The sequence below is a fragment of the Rubrobacter sp. M3-4 genome, from assembly GCF_059772285.1.
Genome location: NZ_JCBAJP010000006.1, coordinates 65,397 through 80,371 on the forward strand (window position 1 = coordinate 65,397; position 14,975 = coordinate 80,371).

A 14,975-nucleotide genomic window follows, 5' to 3' on the forward strand; every position below is an offset into this window, starting at 1 on the left:
CCGGGCTAGTACTCGGTGCTCTCCGGAAGCAGATAGCCGAGGATCACGTAGACGATGGCGACCGGGATGACGCTGAACCCCGGGATGAAGATCGCGAGCAGGACCGTCGCGAGCCTCACGACGAGCGAGTTCCATCCGAACCTGTGGGCGATGCCGCCACAAACCCCGAAGATCCAACGATCCCTACTCGAACGCTCTATACCCATCTCCGACCCCGCTTCCTCGTTTCGCTCTCCTGCACGACGAACCACACCCCGATGATATCTTCACCGATCCTCTTTGTGAAGCACCCCGGCGGCCGACCATACGCGTCCGAAGGCCTCTTCCTCCTCCATCCCCCCGGCCCGGAGGATGCGAAGCCTGCTCGCGGCGGCACCGACCACGGCCCCCGGAGGATGGGCGAGCTTCGAGGAGAGCCCCTCGTAGTCGGGCTCGCGGCAGGGCCCGAGGGTACGGCCCACCTCGATGAACCGGGCGCACAGCCTGCGGTGGCGCTCTATGTGCTCCTTCCGGAGACGTGGTCCACGCGCGGCGAGCCTGTCGGCCCACGAGAGCACCGCCAGCTCCTCGCAGAACGGCCCGGCGGCGCGGACGATCCTCTCCGGCGGGTAGTCGGTGCGCGGGTTCTCCATGAACCCTATCTTCAGGTGCAGGTGGGTGAGCGTCCGGGCGAGATCCGAGAGCATCGCCGGAGTTCCGAGCCGGAGGCATACCCTCTCGACCATCCTGGCCCCCAGGGTATCGTGGGCGACGAAGACGACCCTCCCCTCCACCTCACCGCGGGTCAGGGGCTTGGCGACATCATGCACGAGCGCGGCGAAGAGCAACGCCTCCTCCCGACCGGGAGGCACCCGCGCCCCGAGGCTGCCATCCTCCAGCTCCCGCCGCACGCAGCGTACCGTCTCCAGAACGTGACCCAGGGTGTCCAGGTGGTGGTAGGGGCTCTGCGTGAGCCCCCTGGCAAGACCGAGCTCCGGCACCAGCCGGATGAGCAACTCCAGATCCAGAGTCCCTCGGAGGACCTCCACGACCTCCCGGACGGGAACCACCTCAGCGCCGCCGCCGGGCCTTCCTGCGGCTGGTGTTGGGGTTGAACCGGCCCTTGAGCGAGCCGTTCGTACCCTCCTCACCCTCCTTCCGGTCCTTCTTGTTCCTCTTGCGCGTCTGCTCCCTGCGCCGCCTCTCGGAGAAGGCGAAGAGCACCGCGTACAACAGGAAGAAGAGCACGGCGTAGACGGCGAGGATGAGGATCTGGCCGGCACCGTGCAGGCTGAAGGACTTCGGGAAGACGCGGCTCAAAACGTAGACCAGGACCACCCACAGCGCGGTGAACCACAGGGACCGCCTGAACGCCGGCCCCCACCTTAGATCCCTGAAGAAGCCTCTAAACACCTGAAACGTATCTCCTCTCGACCCGCCTGGGATTCAACCCCGTCGTCACCTCGTAGTTTATCGTGCCGCCGAGCCTCCCGAGCTCTTCGGCCCCAACCCTCTCCTCCCCCTGCTCGCCGAGGAGCACCACCTCGTCGCCCACCTCGACCTCTCCATCGGCCTCGAAGACGCACGCGTCCATCGTCACCCGTCCGAGCAGACGCCGCCTGCGGCCACGGATCAGAGCCACCCCCCTGCCCGAGAGCGCCCTCCGGTAACCGTCGGCGTACCCGACCGGCACGGTCGCAACCCACATCGTACGCTCCGCCCTGAAGGTGGCCCCGTAGGAGACGCACTCTCCGGCCCGGAGGCGTCTGATCCCGGCCACGTAGCTCTTGAGGGTCAGCGCCGGACGCAGGCCCTCGTCGGCGGGGTCGCCCGCGTCCCCGCGCGGGTGCAGCCCGTAGAGCGCCACCCCGGGCCGGACGCGATCGTAGCGCGCCTGCGGATACCAGAGGGTGCCGGCGGAGTTGGCGGCGTGCACGAGCACGCCGCCGAACGGATGGGCCCCAAGCACCCGATCGAAGCGCCGGAGCTGCTCCCTGGTGAACTCCGGGTCCGAGTCGGCGCAGGAGAGGTGTGTGTAGACGCCCACCAGCCGCTCCCCGAGCACCCTGCGCGCCTCGCCCGCCTCCTCCGGACCAACGCCCCACCGGTTCATGCCGGTATCGACCTCAAGATGCGCCCGCAAGCCGGGCAGGGAGGCGGCGAGGCGTGCACCAGCGAGCGAGTGCACCGTCACTTCCAGCCGCAGCCTCCCGGCCTCCTTCAGCTCCCCGGGGAGGAGGTTCCCGAAGACGAGCACCGGGGCTCTTACCCCTCCCCCGCGCAGCTCGGCCCCCTCGGCGAGCGTCGCGACCGCGAGTGAATCCGCCCCGGCCTCGAGCGCCGCCCGCGCCACCGGCAGCGCCCCGTGGCCGTAGGCGTCGGCCTTGACGACCGCCATCAGACGGGCACCCGCCGCCCGGCGCCGCAGCGTGCGGACGTTTCGCCTGATGGCTTCGAGGTCTATCTCGGCCCAGAGGCGGCCCGGGACTCCCTCTCTCTCCATCGGTCCTCCATACTACAAAAGGAAGCTCGGCAGGACGCACGGAGTCTACTGTGCGTCCTCCCACACCTCAAGCCGGCCGGAGAGGGCGTCCCCGGACCGAGCGGCTAGAATAACCCCTCGTGGAACGAAGCGATCGGAGAATACCCCCGCAGCCTCTCGCAGGAGGGGCAGCCCCTTCATGGAGGGATGGGCATGAGAGTACACCGTTCGGGAGCCGCTCCCGGAAAGATGACGCTTCTGCTCCTCGGGCTCTGCACGCTCGCCTTGAGCGTCGCGGGATGCTCTTCAGGAAACTCCTCCAGTAGCCGGACATCCAGCACCGCCCCGTCGACCCATGTCTCTCCCGGCACCGGCCAGAAGACCCGGCCCGCGGCGCCACCTCTGGCCCTGAGGGCCTACCGGGCCACCACGCGGGAAGAGAGCGCCAGGGTCAGAATCGAGGAGGTCGAGCACGGGTTGCCGCTCCATCCCGGCCAGAAAGCGTCCCCGTCCACCATAAGGATATCCGGCTCCGGCGCGGTCAGCTTCGCCGAAAGCCGGGCGAAGGTGAGCATAGGCACCTCCGGGGCCGGGCGCGCCGAGATCCGACAGATCGGCTACACCATCTACGAGAAGCTACCGGCGAACGGTTCGTCCGGCCAGCGGGGACGGTGGGTGCGGCTGGACCTCCTCGAGCTCGCCGGAGGCCGCGGGGAGTACCTGGCCCAGCTCGCGAGCTCTCAACTCAACGACCCCGTCCACCAGCTCGCCTATCTGGAGGGTGTGATCCCCGCAAAGACCCGCAAGCTGGGGCGGGGGGAGGTGCGCGGGGTGACCACGACCCGCTACCGCATGGTCGTGGACCTCGACAGGGTGGCGAGGCAAAACCCCGCAGGACGAAAACTCTACGAAGATCTCAAGAAGGACCTCGGCTCTTCGACGCTGCCGATCACGGTCTGGCTGGACGGTAAGGATCGTGTGCGCCGCTTCGAGGTCACCGTCCCGATAGAGATCCCGCGCACGAAGCCCGGGAAGGGCGTCGGGAGCGAACGGGGGAGGATCAGGATCTCCAACGAGTACTACGGCTTCGGAGCCCCGGTGAGCGTAAAAGCGCCCCCGAAAGATGAGACGACGAACGTGAAGATACCGACCTCCGGCTGAGATGCCCGGCGCCGGGGCCCTCCGGAGATCCTGCACCTGGATCGCCCTGCTCGCGAGCGCCGCCTGCGCCGGGTTCCTCGGGGAACACGCCGGCGTTCCGGCGGCCTGGCTGGTCGGCCCGATGCTCGTCGCGATAGCATTCGCGCTGGCGAGCAGGAAGCGCCTCGAGATGCCCCGGAGCACGAGAACGTTCTCCCAGGCCATCATAGGCACGCTGCTGGCCTCCACCTTCCGTCCATCGTCCCTTCCCGTGCTCGCCGACGACTGGCTGCCGGTCTCGCTGGTGCTCGCCGGCACTCTGCTCGCGAGCCTGGCCTCGGGTCTGGTGCTCGCCCGGCTCACCTCGCTCGACGGGCAGACGGCCTCCCTGGGGACGCTCCCGGGAGCCGCCTCCGGCATGCTGGCGATGAGCCCCTCGCTCGGAGCCGACAGCCGGCTGGTGGCCCTGATGCAGTATGTCCGGGTCGTGGTGGTCGTGCTCTCGGCCACGCTCATCGCCCACTTCGGCCTGATGCCAGGAGGCTCGGGCGGCCCTTCGAGCGGGGGCCTCCCGACCGGCCTCTCCCCCCACACCACGCCCGCAGACTACGCCCTGAGCGCCCTGGCGGCCGTGGGGGGCACCTGGATCGGTCGCAGGCTGCACCTCCCGGCGGGCGCCCTCGTAGGCCCGCTGATCCTCGGGGCGCTGGCGAGCGAGTTCGGGCTCTTCCATCCCGTCCTTCCCCCCGGCGTCCCGCAGACCGCCTACGTCGCGCTCGGGCTCTACGTCGGGCTCCTCTTCGATCGGGGCTCGCTCGAGCACGCGGCGCACGTGCTGCCGGCCGTCCTCGCCTCGATGGTCCTGCTCATGGTCGTCTGCGCCGGGCTCGGGCTCGTCCTCTCCGCTTTCACCCCGGCCGACCCCTTCACCGCCTACCTCGCGACCACCCCCGGCGGGATAGATTCCGTCTCGATCATCGCGCTCGGAGGTGGAGCGGACGTCTCGCTGGTCCTCGCGGTGCAGATGCTCCGCGTCTTCGCCGTGGTGTTGCTCGGGCCACCGCTCGCCCGCAGGATGGCGCGCCTCGCGAACCGCGGCTGACGAATCAGAGTCCGAAGAGTCCTTCGGCGTTCCGGTGCGCGATCTTCGCGTACTCCTGCGGACCGAACCCGAGCCCTTCCAGGAAGCGTCGTCCCTCCGCGCTCGACGCGAACGGGTAGTCGACGGAGAAGAGGATTCTTTCGGCGCCGAACTCTTCCATCGCGGTCCGGAAGGGGGCCTCGAAGAAGAACCCGCTGATCGAGAGCCAGAGGTTGCGCCTCAAGTACCATGAGGGTTGCCTCTTCAATCCCGTCACCTCCGGGGAGAGCCGGGCGTCGACCCGCCGCAGCATGAAGGGCAGCGCCTCCCCGAGATGCCCCACGACCACCCTGAGATCCGGCAGCCGCTCGAAGACCCCCGAGAGGACGAGCCGCAGCGCGTGCAGCCCGGTCTCCACGTGCCAGCCCCAGGCCGATGTCGCGAGCGCACCGTCCACCTCCGGCGAGATCCCCGAGTAGTACGCCTGCTTGACCGCAGACGGAGGCGGGGTCGGATGCAGGTAGATCGGAACCCCCAGGTGGGCCGCGAGCTCGAGCAGCGGCCGGAACTCCGGCGCGTCGAGGAAGCGCCCGCGGGTGTGCCCGTTGACGACCGCCCCCCTGAAGCCGAGCTCGCGCACCGCCCGCTCCAGCTCCGCACAGGCCGCCTCCGGGTCCGGGGTGGGAAGGGCGGCGAGGCCGGCGAAGCGGTCCGGGTGGCGAAAGACCGCCTCAGCGAGCACCTCGTTCGCCCGGCGCACGAGCGGGACGGCCCTTTTCGCCTCCAGCTGCTGCCCACCGGGGGCGGCGAGCGAGATGACCTGCAAGTCGACGCCCCCCGCGTCCATGTCCTCGATCCGCTTCTCGCCGAGGTCGAGGAGCCTCTCCGATGGATAGCCGGGTCCTCCGATGCCGTCCGCCTCCAGCAGCTCCCCGGTGGCAAAGTGCTCCTCCACCGCGATGACCCTCATCGCCCCATCTCCTCCGCCGCCCGCAGGGCCGCCCTCCGGATGCCTTCGTAGCCGGTACACCGGCACAGGTTCGAGGTGAGAAGCTCCCGCAGACGCTCCTCGTCGCGGAAGACGCCGGGATCCCTCTCGAGCGCCGCGGCGAGCAGCATCAGGAACCCCGGCGTGCAGAAGCCGCACTGCAAGGCGTGCTCGGCTCGGAAGGCCCGCTGCAGCGGGTGCTCGGCCCCGTTTCCAGAGGCGAGCCCCTCGACGGTCCTCACCCGGCCCCCGTCCGCCTGCGCGGCGAACATCAGGCACGACCGTACGGCATCGCCGTCGAAGATCACGGTGCAAGCCCCACAGACCCCGTGCTCGCACCCGAGGTGGGTCCCGGTGAGACCGAGCTCCTCCCGCAGGACGTCGGCGAGCGTGCGGCGCGGCTCGACCTCCAGGGCCCGCCTCTCCCCGTTCACCTCCATCTCGATCCTCACGAGTTCACCTCCAGGTCCTCCACCGCCCGTTCGAGCGCCCGGCGCACCAGCACCCCGGCGGCGTGGCGTCTGTACTCCACCCCCGCGTGCGGCTCCGGGACCGGGTCGGCTTCGAGGGCGGCGCGCCTCTCCGCCTCGGCGAACGTCTCGTCCGACGGTGGGTTCCCGGCGATCGCCTCCTCCGCCCCTCTCGCCCTCAGCGGGCGGTCCGCGGCCCCGGCGAGGGCGATGCGGGAGGAGGTGATGACGCCTCCCTCGACGGTGATCGCGGCGAGCGCCGCCACGAGCGCGAAGCTCGCCCCGGTCCGACGCAGCTCGACGAAGCCCACGCCGCTGCCCTCCCCGAGAAGCGGCAGGCGCACACCCGTGATCATCTCCCTCGGCCGGCGGGCGGTCGCGAACGGCCCCCGGAAGAACTCCCCGGCGCGAACCGTCCGCACGCCCTCCGGGCCGGCCAGCTCCAGGCGGGCGTCCAGGGCGACGGCCACGGCGGGCCACTCGGCGGCCGGATGGGCGTAGGCCAGGCTCCCGACCATCGTCCCCCGCGCCCGGATCGGGGGGTGGGCGATGTGGCGGCTCACCCGCTCGAGCAGCCGGCCCAGGGGGTCACGCGCGACCGGTTCCTCGAAATCGCGGTGGCGGGCGAGCGCACCGACCCGTAGCTCACCGCCCTCGACCTCTATCCCATCGAGGTCGGGGACGTGGTTTATGTCCACGAGCAGCGCCGGACGTTCGCGCCGGTAGTTCATCTCCAGCACCAGGCTCTGTCCGCCGGCGAGTACGCGCGCCCGGGAGGGGCGCTCCGCGAGCGCGGATACGGCCTCCCGCACGCTGCGTGCGACCAGGTAGTCGAAAGGTGCGGGCTTCACTTCTCTACCTCCTCCCGGACCCCCGTCTTCATCCAGCAGGCCTGCGGCGTCAGCGGCATCTGGAGCCCGTCGGGGTGGCCGAGGGCGTCCGCGACGGCGTTCACCACCGCCGGGGGCGCACCGATGGACCCGGACTCTCCAACTCCCTTCGCGCCGAGAGGGGTGTTCGGGTTCGGGGTCTCCATCTCGACCGTGCGGACTGATGGAAGCTCGGAGAAGGTCGGAAGCAGGTAGTCGAGGAGGCCGTGGTCCACGAGCGGCCGCCCCCGTGCGTCGTAGGGCACCTCCTCGTAGAGCGCCTGCCCGAGACCCTGCATCAGGGAGCCGTAGATCTGACCATCCACCACGAGCGGGTTGACGACGACCCCGCAGTCGTCGGCGGCGACGAGCCGCAGGACGCGCACGACGCCGAGCTCGGGATCGACCTCGACCACGGCGACGTAGCAGCCGTAGGGGAAGGACTGCGGCGGCTCGAAGTCCTCCTCCACCCGCAGCGTACCCGTCCTGGAGGCGAGACGGACGAGGTCCATCTCCTCCTCCCCGGCACGCAGGATACCCTCCTGGTAGGAGACCTCCTCGACGGAGACGCCGCAGAGGTCGGCCATCCTGCGCCGGGCCTCCTCGACGAGCCGGAGCGAGGCGCGGTGGAGCGCCGCCCCTCCGACCTGCATCGAACGGCTCGCGTAGGAGCCCACGCCGCGGGGAACGGCGGCGGTGTCGGCTTCGACGACCCTGATCCTCCCCACCTCCACCCCGAGGACCGAGGCGACGACCTGGGCGAAGGTCGTCTCGTGTCCCTGCCCGGTCGAAGAGGCGCCGGAGAGGGCCAGGATCTCCCCGTCGGGACGGACCTCGACCGCGCCGTACTCACCCATCACCCCGGCGCTCTCCACGTAGCAGCAGATCCCGATGCCGAGCGGAGGCCCGCCCTCCCTCCGGCGGCGCGCCTGCTCGGCGCGCCAGCCCCCGTAGTCCGCGGCCTCGAGCGCCTTCTCGAGCGCCGCCGGGTAGTCGCCGCTGTCGTAGCGGGCCCCGACCGGCGTCTCGTGAGGAAGCTCTCCGGGGCGGATCATGTTCAGTCGCCTCACCTCCGCCGGGTCCTCCCCGAGCCTGGCGGCGAGGAGATCGACCGTGCGCTCGACGGCGTAGGCGGCCTCGGGCCGGCCCGCGCCGCGGTAGGGGGCGGTCGGGGTGGTGTTGGTCACGACGGCGCGCGCCCTGGCATGGATGCGGGGAATGCGGTAGACGCCGGAGAGGAGCCTGAGCATGTTGAAGATGGGCGCCACCCCGTAGTGCGGGTAGGCCCCGGTGCTCGCGTCGGCCTCGACCTCCAGCGCGAGCATCCTGCCATCGCGGTCGGCGGCGAGCCGGACCCTCTGGTTCTGCCCCCGCCCGTGCACGGCGGCGGTCAGCGCCTCCGTCCGGTCCTCGATCCAGCGCACCGGACGCCCGAGCCGCAGCGCCAGGTGGACCACGGCGAGGTACTCCGGGAAGGTCTCGCTCTTCCCGCCGAACGCCCCCCCGACGTCCGGGACGACGACCCGAACCTTCTCCTGCGGGATACCGAACAGCTCGGAGAGGTCCCTTCTCAGCCGGTGGGGGGCCTGGTGCGAGACCCACACCGTGAGGGTGCCGCCCTCCCCGGGCTCGGCCAGGATCACGCGCGCCTCGATCGAGGCGTGTGAGAGCGGCGGTACGCGGTAGGATGCCTCGACGACCACCGGGGCTTCGCTCCAGAGATCCTCCCCGACAGGCTCCCCTGCCTCCCATTCACCCACGACGTTGGAGAGCCCCTCGAAGAGCTCCGGCGCCGAGGTGGAGGCCGCCTCCGTCGGGTCGATGACGCAGGGAAGCTCTTCGATCGCGACCCCGGCGGCCTCCACCCCGTCCTCGGCCGCGTACCGGTCCCCGGCGAGGACGACGGCGATGGTCTGACCGAAGAATCGCACCCTTTCCCGCGCGAGCGCCGGCCACTCCCTGCCTTCGAGCACGTCGGACTGAAAGAGCGGCCGTGCCGCCGGGAGGTCGGGCAGATCCTCCGCCGAGTATGCCCCGACGACCCCCGGCACCGCCCGCGCGGCGTCGAGGTCCACCCCCTCGAGCCGCCCGTGCGCGACGTGGCTGCGGACGAAGGCCGCCTCCAGGCAACCTTCGGGCCTCATGTCCGCGACATAGGTTCCCTCACCGCGCACCAGCCGCCCGTCCTCGATCCGGACGACCCGGCGTCCGACGTAACTCCCTCCATCCCGCTCCGGACCCAAAACGAACCCCCGTTCTGCAAAATCACCTTCGCAAACCGCCCGCGGGGAGCCAGACCCCGTGCGGGCATACCCCTTTTTGTATACCCGTATCTCCCACCCGATCCACCCTTTCGGCGGGGCCGGAGATGGTCTAGAATCCGGCCAAGTATCGCGGCGAACAAGGGGAGGATGGCACGCGATGTTGAGAGAAGGAGACCGCGTCGTGGTGGTCTACCGCGAGGACGCGCCGCTGACGTGGAGGTACGCCGGCCGCGAGGGTAGGGTCGTGAGGGTCATCCCCACGACGCTCCACGAGGAAGCGTTCTACGTCGAGATAGACGGCAACACCTCGATACACACGGCCTTCAGGGAGAGGGAGGTGCAGCCGGCCGAGGAGCTTCGGACCGCATCCCGGCTCGGAGCGTAGCGGGTCAGGGTCGGGGGACACCCGCTCTCAGCACGACCTCGACGGCGACGCTAAGGGCCTCTTGCATCATCTCGAAGGGCAGGCTCGGCAGCAGAGGGTTCTCCAGCGCCAGCTCCGTCGAGGCCGGGAAGTGTATGAAACCGGCCAGGGTGGGGAGGTCCTCGCTCCTTACGTGATCGAGCAGCGCGTAGAGCGTGTTGTTGCAGATGTAGGTTCCGGCGGTGTTCGAGACGTAGGAGGGGATCCCTCGGGAGAGCAACGCCTCCGAGATCCTGCGGCAGGGTAGCGTCGAGAAGAGGGCATCGGGACCGTCGGGGGTTACGGGTTCGTCCCGCGGCGCCCGCCCGCGGTTGTCCGGCAGGGAGCGTCCCGGAGCGGTATCCTTGACGTTCAAGCCGACGCGCTCCGGGGTTATGGCGGTTCTGCCGGGGGCGAGCCCGCAGGCGATCACCGCGTCGGGACGGAGGCGGTCCACCTCCCCGATCAGGATCTCCGCGCACCGGTCGTACTCGACCGGGAGCACGATGGAGGACACCTCCACGCCTTCGAGCCCGAGTCCCGGCGCCTGCTCGGCGAGATCCCGGGTGGGGTTGTGCCCGAGGTCGCCGTACGGCTCGAAACCGGATACGAGTATCTTCCGTGCCACTATCCTTTCCTCCCGTCTCCAGGATCGCCGTCTGCGGGTGTGATCCGGGCGTCGCGCGCCGCCCCGAGACCTGCGAAGAACAGGGCGACGATCACCAGGAGCAAAAGCATGAGGGGGACCGTCCAGCCTCCGGTCGCCTCGTAGAGGTATCCGAAGAGAACCGGACCGATCGCAGCGAGCAGGTACCCGAAGGACTGCGCCATACCGGAGAGAGCGGAGACGCTCTGGGCGTCCGGGGCGCGCAGCGAGAAGAAGGTGTACGAGAGGCTTATGAAAGACCCCCCTCCGATACCCATCAACACCACCCACAGCGCGGGGGCGACACCGCCGGCCAGGAGCAGGCCCACTAACCCGAGCCCGGAGAGCGTGACGGTGAGCACCACGGGACCGCGCTGGCTCGGGCGGCGGCCGGCGAGCGCAGGGACGAGGAAGGTCGCCGGGAGCCCGACGAGCTGGAAGATCGAGAGCATCCACCCGGCGCTCGCTGCATCCATCCCCTCGGAGCGGAGTATCTCCGGGAGCCAGGTCACCATCACGTAGAAGATCACCGACTGCAATCCCATGAACATCGTCACCTGCCAGGCGAGCGGCGAGCGCAGCAGGCTGCGGAGGCTGCGCGAGGAGCCCTCGGGTGCGCGGCGTCCGTCCCTCAGCCGCACCAGCCACACCACCGCCGCAGCCGCCGCCAGAACCACCCAGCAGCCGAGCGCCCCCCGCCACCCGAGCCCGGCCCGCTGGGCGAGCGGTACGCTGATGCCGGAGGAGACCGCCCCCATGAAGCTCATCGTCGTCGTGTAGGAGCCGGTCATGACGCCGACGCTGCGGGGGAAATCCTGCTTGATCAGGCCGGGTAGCAGAACGTTTATGACGGCTATGGCGGTCCCCACGACCGCCGTGCCGAGGAAGAGAGCCGGGACGGTGGGCAGGGAGCGGATCACGAGCCCCGCGGCCAGGAGAACCACCGCGACGAAGAGCGAACGCTCCAGACCGAGCCTGCGGGCGAGCCCCGGAGAAGCCAGCGAGAGCACCGAGAAGGCCAGGAGCGGGATCGTGGTCAGCCACCCCGCCGCCCCGCTGGAGAGCCCGGTATCCCGCCGGATCTCGCCGAGCAAAGGGCCGACCCCGGTTATGGGGGCGCGCATGTTCGCGGCGATCAAGAAGACACCAACGACGACGAGCACCCCGGTGGTCTTCGGGCGGGGGATCCCTCTCCTCGGGCCGTCCGGCTCCTTCAAACGCCCGCCCGTCCCCTCAGCCCCCCTCTTCGGCCGAGAGATCGGGCCTGAGCACGTGAAGGAGCAGGATGTCTCGCCTGGTGATCACACCGCGCAAGACATCGCCCTCGACGACCGGCAGGAGCTTTATCCTGCGCTCGGCCATCGCCGTCGCCGCCTCCGAGAGCGTCGCGTCCGGGGAGACGACCACCGGGTCGCGGGTCATAACCTCGTCCATGGTGACGCCGGCGCTCTTCAGGGCCTCCCGGCGGTACTCTGCCCAGCTCCCCAGCGGGACCATCCCCCCGAGGATATCGAGGAAACCCGGGGCCCTCACATCCGCGTCCTGAAAGATGAGGTCCCCCTCCGTCACAACCCCGACGAGCCTTCCATCTTCCTCTACAGGCGCCCCGGAGATACCGCGCCGGGCGAAGAGCTTTATGGCATCCTCGACCGTATCGTCCGGCTTCAGCATCGGCCAGTCCTCGTGCATGACCTCGCCGACCTTCATGCCCCTGATATCACGCTCTTCCATGCTCGCCCCCGCTCTCTGGATGAACCTTCGTCCTCCGGCACCAAGAGATACTACACGAGCTCGCGTAGGGCACGCGGGAGGAGGGGTACGAGATCGGTGGCGACCATGCTCTCGGCGGGCCATCCGGTCTCCTCGAGCCAAAGGTGCGCGGCCCGGCCGTGCGCCCAGGCCCCCACCCGGGCCGCATCGTAGACGCCCATCCCGCGCGAGAGCAGGGCCCCTATCACCCCGGAGAGCACGTCCCCGGTCCCGGCGGTGGCGAGCGCGACGCTGCCCGTGGGATTCACCGAGACCCTCTCCCCTTCGGCGACTATCGTGTCGTTCCCTTTCAGGAGGACGCAGCAGCCGAACCTCCTCGCCGCCTCCCGCGCGTGGTGGAGGCGGCGGGCGGAGATCTCCCCCGCCCCCACATCGAGAATCCGCCCGAGTTCGCCGGCGTGCGGCGTGATCACGGTCGGAGCCTCACGGCGGGCGAGAGCGTCGGAGCCGGCCAGGCTCGTCACCCCGTCGGCGTCGAGGAGCACCGGCACCTCCACCTCGCGCAGAATGCCCTCGACCAGGCGGCGGCTCTCCTCGGTTCGTCCGATCGCCGGCCCCACGACGACCGCCGAGGCCCTCTCAGCCCTCTCGAGCACCTCCCCGAGCGCCTCCGGGGTCAGGTGTCCCTCCCCGTCCTCGGGCGCGCCGGAGACTATCGTCTCGGTGAGGCGCGCGTCCACCGCCGACGCGGCGCTCCCGGGCACCACCAGGAAGATGATCCCGCACCCCGCCCGCTGCGCTCCGAGGACGCTCATCACCGCGGCACCGGTCATCTGACGGGAGCCGGCGACGACAAGCAACGTCCCCGCCGAGTACTTGTGCGCCGGCTGCGCAGTGCGGGGGACGAGCCCGCGCAGCTCCTCGCGGTCGCCCAGGACGACGGAGGACTCTACCTCCGCTTCGGACGGGACGCCGATGTCCACCGCCACGACCTCCCCGGCGTGATCACAGCCCGGCGCGACCACGCACCCCACCTTCACCGCGTGCGCGCAGGCCGTCATCTCGGCCCGCACCGCCTCGCCGCCCACCTCCCCCGTCGAGCCGTCGACCCCAGAGGGCACGTCCACCGAGAACACGCGCGTTCCGGAGGCGTTGATCTCCCGGATGATCCGCGCTGCGTCCTCGCGCACCTCCCCGGAGAATCCGGTGCCCAAAAGCGCGTCGACCACGAGGTCCGCCGCGGCCAGCTCGTCGGCGAGCTCCTCCCTCCCGCAGAAACGCACCCCGAGGTTTTGCAGCGTCCGGAGGTTCGTCTCGGGGTCGCCCCGGTATTCCTCTCTCGTCGCGCAGACCACGACCTCGACCCCGGCGCGGTGCAGCTCCCGCGCCACGACGAACCCGTCCCCGCCGTTGTTGCCTCCCCCGGCCACGACGAGGGCCCTCTCGGGCGAGAACCTCTCGAGCGCGAGGCGGGCCATCGCCGAGCCCGCCCGTTCCATCAGCACGATGCCGGGGATGCCGAGGGATTGCGCGTTCGCGTCCGCCCGCGACATCTCGGATGCGGTGTAGAGCCTCAAGACGGTCCCCTCCCGTGCACGATGCACACCGCCACCGCCGAGAGCTCGGAGTGGGTTATCGAGATGGAGAGGTCCTCCTCCCTGACCCCGACCCGATCGGCGAACTCCTTTATCTTGCCCGAGAGCCTGACGGACGGGGGACGGCGCGGACGCCGGACGACCTCGACGCCGTTCCACTGGATCAGACCGCATCCCAGCGCCTTGGTCACCGCCTCCTTGGCCGCCCACCTGCCGGCGTAGTGGCGCACGGCGAAGCGGTACTTCTCGCAGTAGGCTATCTCCGCCTCGGTGAACAGGCGGCGTCGGATCTTGGGGGTGCGCCGGAGCGCGAGCTCCATGCGCCCCACGTCCACGACGTCCACCCCGATCCCCGGCACGACGAAATTCTCCGTAGGTGCTCCTTTCTCGCTCACGAAACGTATCTTAAGTCAGATGGGCATCCGACAAAAGGTCTATAGTTAGCCGCATGAGCCCACCAGTGGTCGTGATCGGCAACCCAACCTCCGGGCAGAAGGGCTCTCACGCGCTCCTCGAGTCCTGCGCGGAACACCTGCGCCGGCGGCTGGGCGACGTAGAGCTGCTGATGACCGAACGGCCCGGTCACGCGCGGGAGCTGGCCGCGGCCGCGGGGGACACCCTCGTCGTCGCCGCCGGGGGCGACGGCACCGTGAACGAGGTCGTCAACGGGCTCTCGTCCGGCGCCACGCTCGGCATCATCCCGCTGGGCACGGCGAACGTGCTCGCCCAGGAGCTCGGCATCCCCCTCGACCCGGAGGCGGCCTGCGAGCGTATAGCCGGACGCCGGGGCACGGTCATGGACCTCGGGGTGGCCACGGATGCGCGCGGCGCAAGCCGGCTGTTCGCGTGCATGGCCGGCATAGGTTTCGACGCCCGGGTGGTGCAGGCGGTGGACCCGGCCCTGAAACACCGCCTCGGCAAATCGGCCTTCGTCCTCACCGCCGTGCGGCTCTACCTCACCGGTCACTTCCCCCCTTGCAGGCTGCACATAGAACACGAGGACGGCTACGAGAAGGTCATAGAGAAGGTCCGGCTCGCCGTTCTCGCCAACGTCACCCACTACGGCGGTCCGTTCCTGGTCTCCTCCCGCGCCGACCTGATGCACAGCGGCGAGCTGGACCTGGTCGTGGTGGAGCGCATATCCTCGCTCCTGCGCCCGGACATCCTGCTCCCCTTCATGGCCCGCATGCCCCTCGATCACTCCATACGATCCTTCGACGTCACCCGGGCCCGGGCCTCCTCCATGGACGGCAGGAGCATCCCGGTGCAGCTCGACGGTGAACCCTGGGGCACCCTGCCGATGACCTTCGGCGTCCGACCAGGGGCACTGCGCGTGATCTGCTAGGGC

Annotated in this window: 17 protein-coding genes; 4 read left to right on the top strand and 13 right to left on the bottom strand. The window is 70.1% G+C overall.

Going from position 1 to position 14,975, the window contains the following annotated elements:
- Positions 1-5: 5 nt before the first annotated feature.
- From AC6EKW_RS08505 to alr, 4 genes are read right to left on the bottom strand one after another with little or no spacing between them, the layout of a single operon-like run.
- A complete protein-coding gene (locus AC6EKW_RS08505) occupies positions 6-206 on the bottom strand; it encodes a PspC domain-containing protein (RefSeq protein WP_273888604.1) in 201 nt (66 codons plus the stop codon).
- A gap of 60 nt (positions 207-266) precedes the next feature.
- Positions 267-1,028 carry an HD domain-containing protein gene (locus tag AC6EKW_RS08510; protein WP_498514161.1) on the bottom strand — a complete coding sequence of 254 codons (762 nt, stop codon included), beginning with the start codon at positions 1,026-1,028 and terminating at the stop codon, positions 267-269.
- Positions 1,029-1,050: 22 nt separating this feature from the next.
- Positions 1,051-1,392: a hypothetical protein gene (locus AC6EKW_RS08515; RefSeq protein WP_273888602.1), complete on the bottom strand. Its 342-nt coding sequence runs from the start codon at positions 1,390-1,392 to the stop codon at positions 1,051-1,053.
- Positions 1,385-2,482, bottom strand: a complete 1,098-nt coding sequence (alr, locus tag AC6EKW_RS08520; protein ID WP_498514162.1) for an alanine racemase — start codon at positions 2,480-2,482, stop codon at positions 1,385-1,387. Before alr ends, AC6EKW_RS08515 begins: the two co-directional genes overlap by 8 nt.
- Before the next feature lie 228 nt (positions 2,483-2,710).
- Between alr and AC6EKW_RS08525 the strand changes: the two genes are divergently transcribed.
- Both AC6EKW_RS08525 and AC6EKW_RS08530 read left to right on the top strand, forming a co-directional pair.
- Complete coding sequence (locus AC6EKW_RS08525) at positions 2,711-3,622, top strand: SCO4651 family lipoprotein (protein WP_498514163.1); 912 nt, start codon at positions 2,711-2,713, stop codon at positions 3,620-3,622.
- A 1-nt stretch (position 3,623) separates the two neighbouring features.
- Positions 3,624-4,703 carry an AbrB family transcriptional regulator gene (locus AC6EKW_RS08530; protein WP_498514164.1) on the top strand — a complete coding sequence of 360 codons (1,080 nt, stop codon included), beginning with the start codon at positions 3,624-3,626 and terminating at the stop codon, positions 4,701-4,703.
- A 4-nt stretch (positions 4,704-4,707) separates the two neighbouring features.
- Here the strand turns inward: AC6EKW_RS08530 and AC6EKW_RS08535 are convergent, their stop codons facing one another.
- From AC6EKW_RS08535 to AC6EKW_RS08550, 4 genes are read right to left on the bottom strand one after another with little or no spacing between them, the layout of a single operon-like run.
- Positions 4,708-5,652 carry an amidohydrolase family protein gene (locus tag AC6EKW_RS08535; protein WP_498514165.1) on the bottom strand — a complete coding sequence of 315 codons (945 nt, stop codon included), beginning with the start codon at positions 5,650-5,652 and terminating at the stop codon, positions 4,708-4,710.
- Positions 5,649-6,122 (bottom strand): (2Fe-2S)-binding protein, encoded by a 474-nt coding sequence (locus tag AC6EKW_RS08540; RefSeq protein WP_273888596.1) that lies wholly within the window; start codon positions 6,120-6,122, stop codon positions 5,649-5,651. The genes AC6EKW_RS08535 and AC6EKW_RS08540 overlap by 4 nt, the downstream gene beginning before the upstream one ends.
- Entirely contained in the window at positions 6,119-6,991 is an 873-nt protein-coding gene (locus AC6EKW_RS08545; RefSeq protein WP_498514166.1) for an FAD binding domain-containing protein, read from the bottom strand. The genes AC6EKW_RS08540 and AC6EKW_RS08545 overlap by 4 nt, the downstream gene beginning before the upstream one ends.
- The gene (locus tag AC6EKW_RS08550) at positions 6,988-9,252 is read right to left on the bottom strand and encodes a xanthine dehydrogenase family protein molybdopterin-binding subunit (protein ID WP_498514167.1); all 2,265 of its coding nucleotides are present in this window, start codon (positions 9,250-9,252) and stop codon (positions 6,988-6,990) included. The genes AC6EKW_RS08545 and AC6EKW_RS08550 overlap by 4 nt, the downstream gene beginning before the upstream one ends.
- Before the next feature lie 178 nt (positions 9,253-9,430).
- On the opposite strand from AC6EKW_RS08550, the gene AC6EKW_RS08555 reads away from it, so the two are divergent.
- Positions 9,431-9,658, top strand: a complete 228-nt coding sequence (locus AC6EKW_RS08555) for a hypothetical protein (RefSeq protein WP_273888593.1) — start codon at positions 9,431-9,433, stop codon at positions 9,656-9,658.
- 4 nt (positions 9,659-9,662) lie between these two features.
- On the opposite strand, the gene AC6EKW_RS08560 is transcribed toward AC6EKW_RS08555, so the two are convergent.
- The 5 genes from AC6EKW_RS08560 to acpS are packed head-to-tail and all read right to left on the bottom strand — an operon-like array spanning position 9,663 to position 14,022.
- Complete coding sequence (locus AC6EKW_RS08560; protein ID WP_498514168.1) at positions 9,663-10,304, bottom strand: pyroglutamyl-peptidase I; 642 nt, start codon at positions 10,302-10,304, stop codon at positions 9,663-9,665.
- Positions 10,304-11,539 carry a CynX/NimT family MFS transporter gene (locus tag AC6EKW_RS08565; protein WP_498514169.1) on the bottom strand — a complete coding sequence of 412 codons (1,236 nt, stop codon included), beginning with the start codon at positions 11,537-11,539 and terminating at the stop codon, positions 10,304-10,306. Before AC6EKW_RS08565 ends, AC6EKW_RS08560 begins: the two co-directional genes overlap by 1 nt.
- A gap of 16 nt (positions 11,540-11,555) precedes the next feature.
- Positions 11,556-12,053, bottom strand: coding sequence for a CBS domain-containing protein (locus tag AC6EKW_RS08570; protein ID WP_498514170.1), 498 nt, complete (start codon positions 12,051-12,053; stop codon positions 11,556-11,558).
- A 50-nt stretch (positions 12,054-12,103) separates the two neighbouring features.
- Positions 12,104-13,609, bottom strand: coding sequence for an NAD(P)H-hydrate dehydratase (locus AC6EKW_RS08575; RefSeq protein ID WP_498514171.1), 1,506 nt, complete (start codon positions 13,607-13,609; stop codon positions 12,104-12,106).
- Entirely contained in the window at positions 13,606-14,022 is a 417-nt protein-coding gene (acpS, locus tag AC6EKW_RS08580; protein ID WP_273888588.1) for a holo-ACP synthase, read from the bottom strand. The genes AC6EKW_RS08575 and acpS overlap by 4 nt, the downstream gene beginning before the upstream one ends.
- A gap of 53 nt (positions 14,023-14,075) precedes the next feature.
- Between acpS and AC6EKW_RS08585 the strand changes: the two genes are divergently transcribed.
- Entirely contained in the window at positions 14,076-14,972 is an 897-nt protein-coding gene (locus tag AC6EKW_RS08585) for a diacylglycerol/lipid kinase family protein (protein WP_498514172.1), read from the top strand.
- The last annotated feature ends 3 nt before the right edge of the window (positions 14,973-14,975 follow it).

Excerpts from the sequence above, each read along its gene's own strand:
- AC6EKW_RS08505 (WP_273888604.1), bottom strand. The coding sequence starts at position 206 with ATGGGTATAGAGCGTTCGAGTAGGGATCGTTGGATCTTCGGGGTTTGT.
- alr (WP_498514162.1), bottom strand. The coding sequence starts at position 2,482 with ATGGAGAGAGAGGGAGTCCCGGGCCGCCTCTGGGCCGAGATAGACCTC.
- AC6EKW_RS08525 (WP_498514163.1), top strand. The coding sequence starts at position 2,711 with ATGACGCTTCTGCTCCTCGGGCTCTGCACGCTCGCCTTGAGCGTCGCG.
- AC6EKW_RS08530 (WP_498514164.1), top strand. The coding sequence starts at position 3,624 with ATGCCCGGCGCCGGGGCCCTCCGGAGATCCTGCACCTGGATCGCCCTG.
- AC6EKW_RS08535 (WP_498514165.1), bottom strand. The coding sequence starts at position 5,652 with ATGAGGGTCATCGCGGTGGAGGAGCACTTTGCCACCGGGGAGCTGCTG.
- AC6EKW_RS08555 (WP_273888593.1), top strand. The coding sequence starts at position 9,431 with ATGTTGAGAGAAGGAGACCGCGTCGTGGTGGTCTACCGCGAGGACGCG.
- AC6EKW_RS08570 (WP_498514170.1), bottom strand. The coding sequence starts at position 12,053 with ATGGAAGAGCGTGATATCAGGGGCATGAAGGTCGGCGAGGTCATGCAC.
- AC6EKW_RS08585 (WP_498514172.1), top strand. The coding sequence starts at position 14,076 with ATGAGCCCACCAGTGGTCGTGATCGGCAACCCAACCTCCGGGCAGAAG.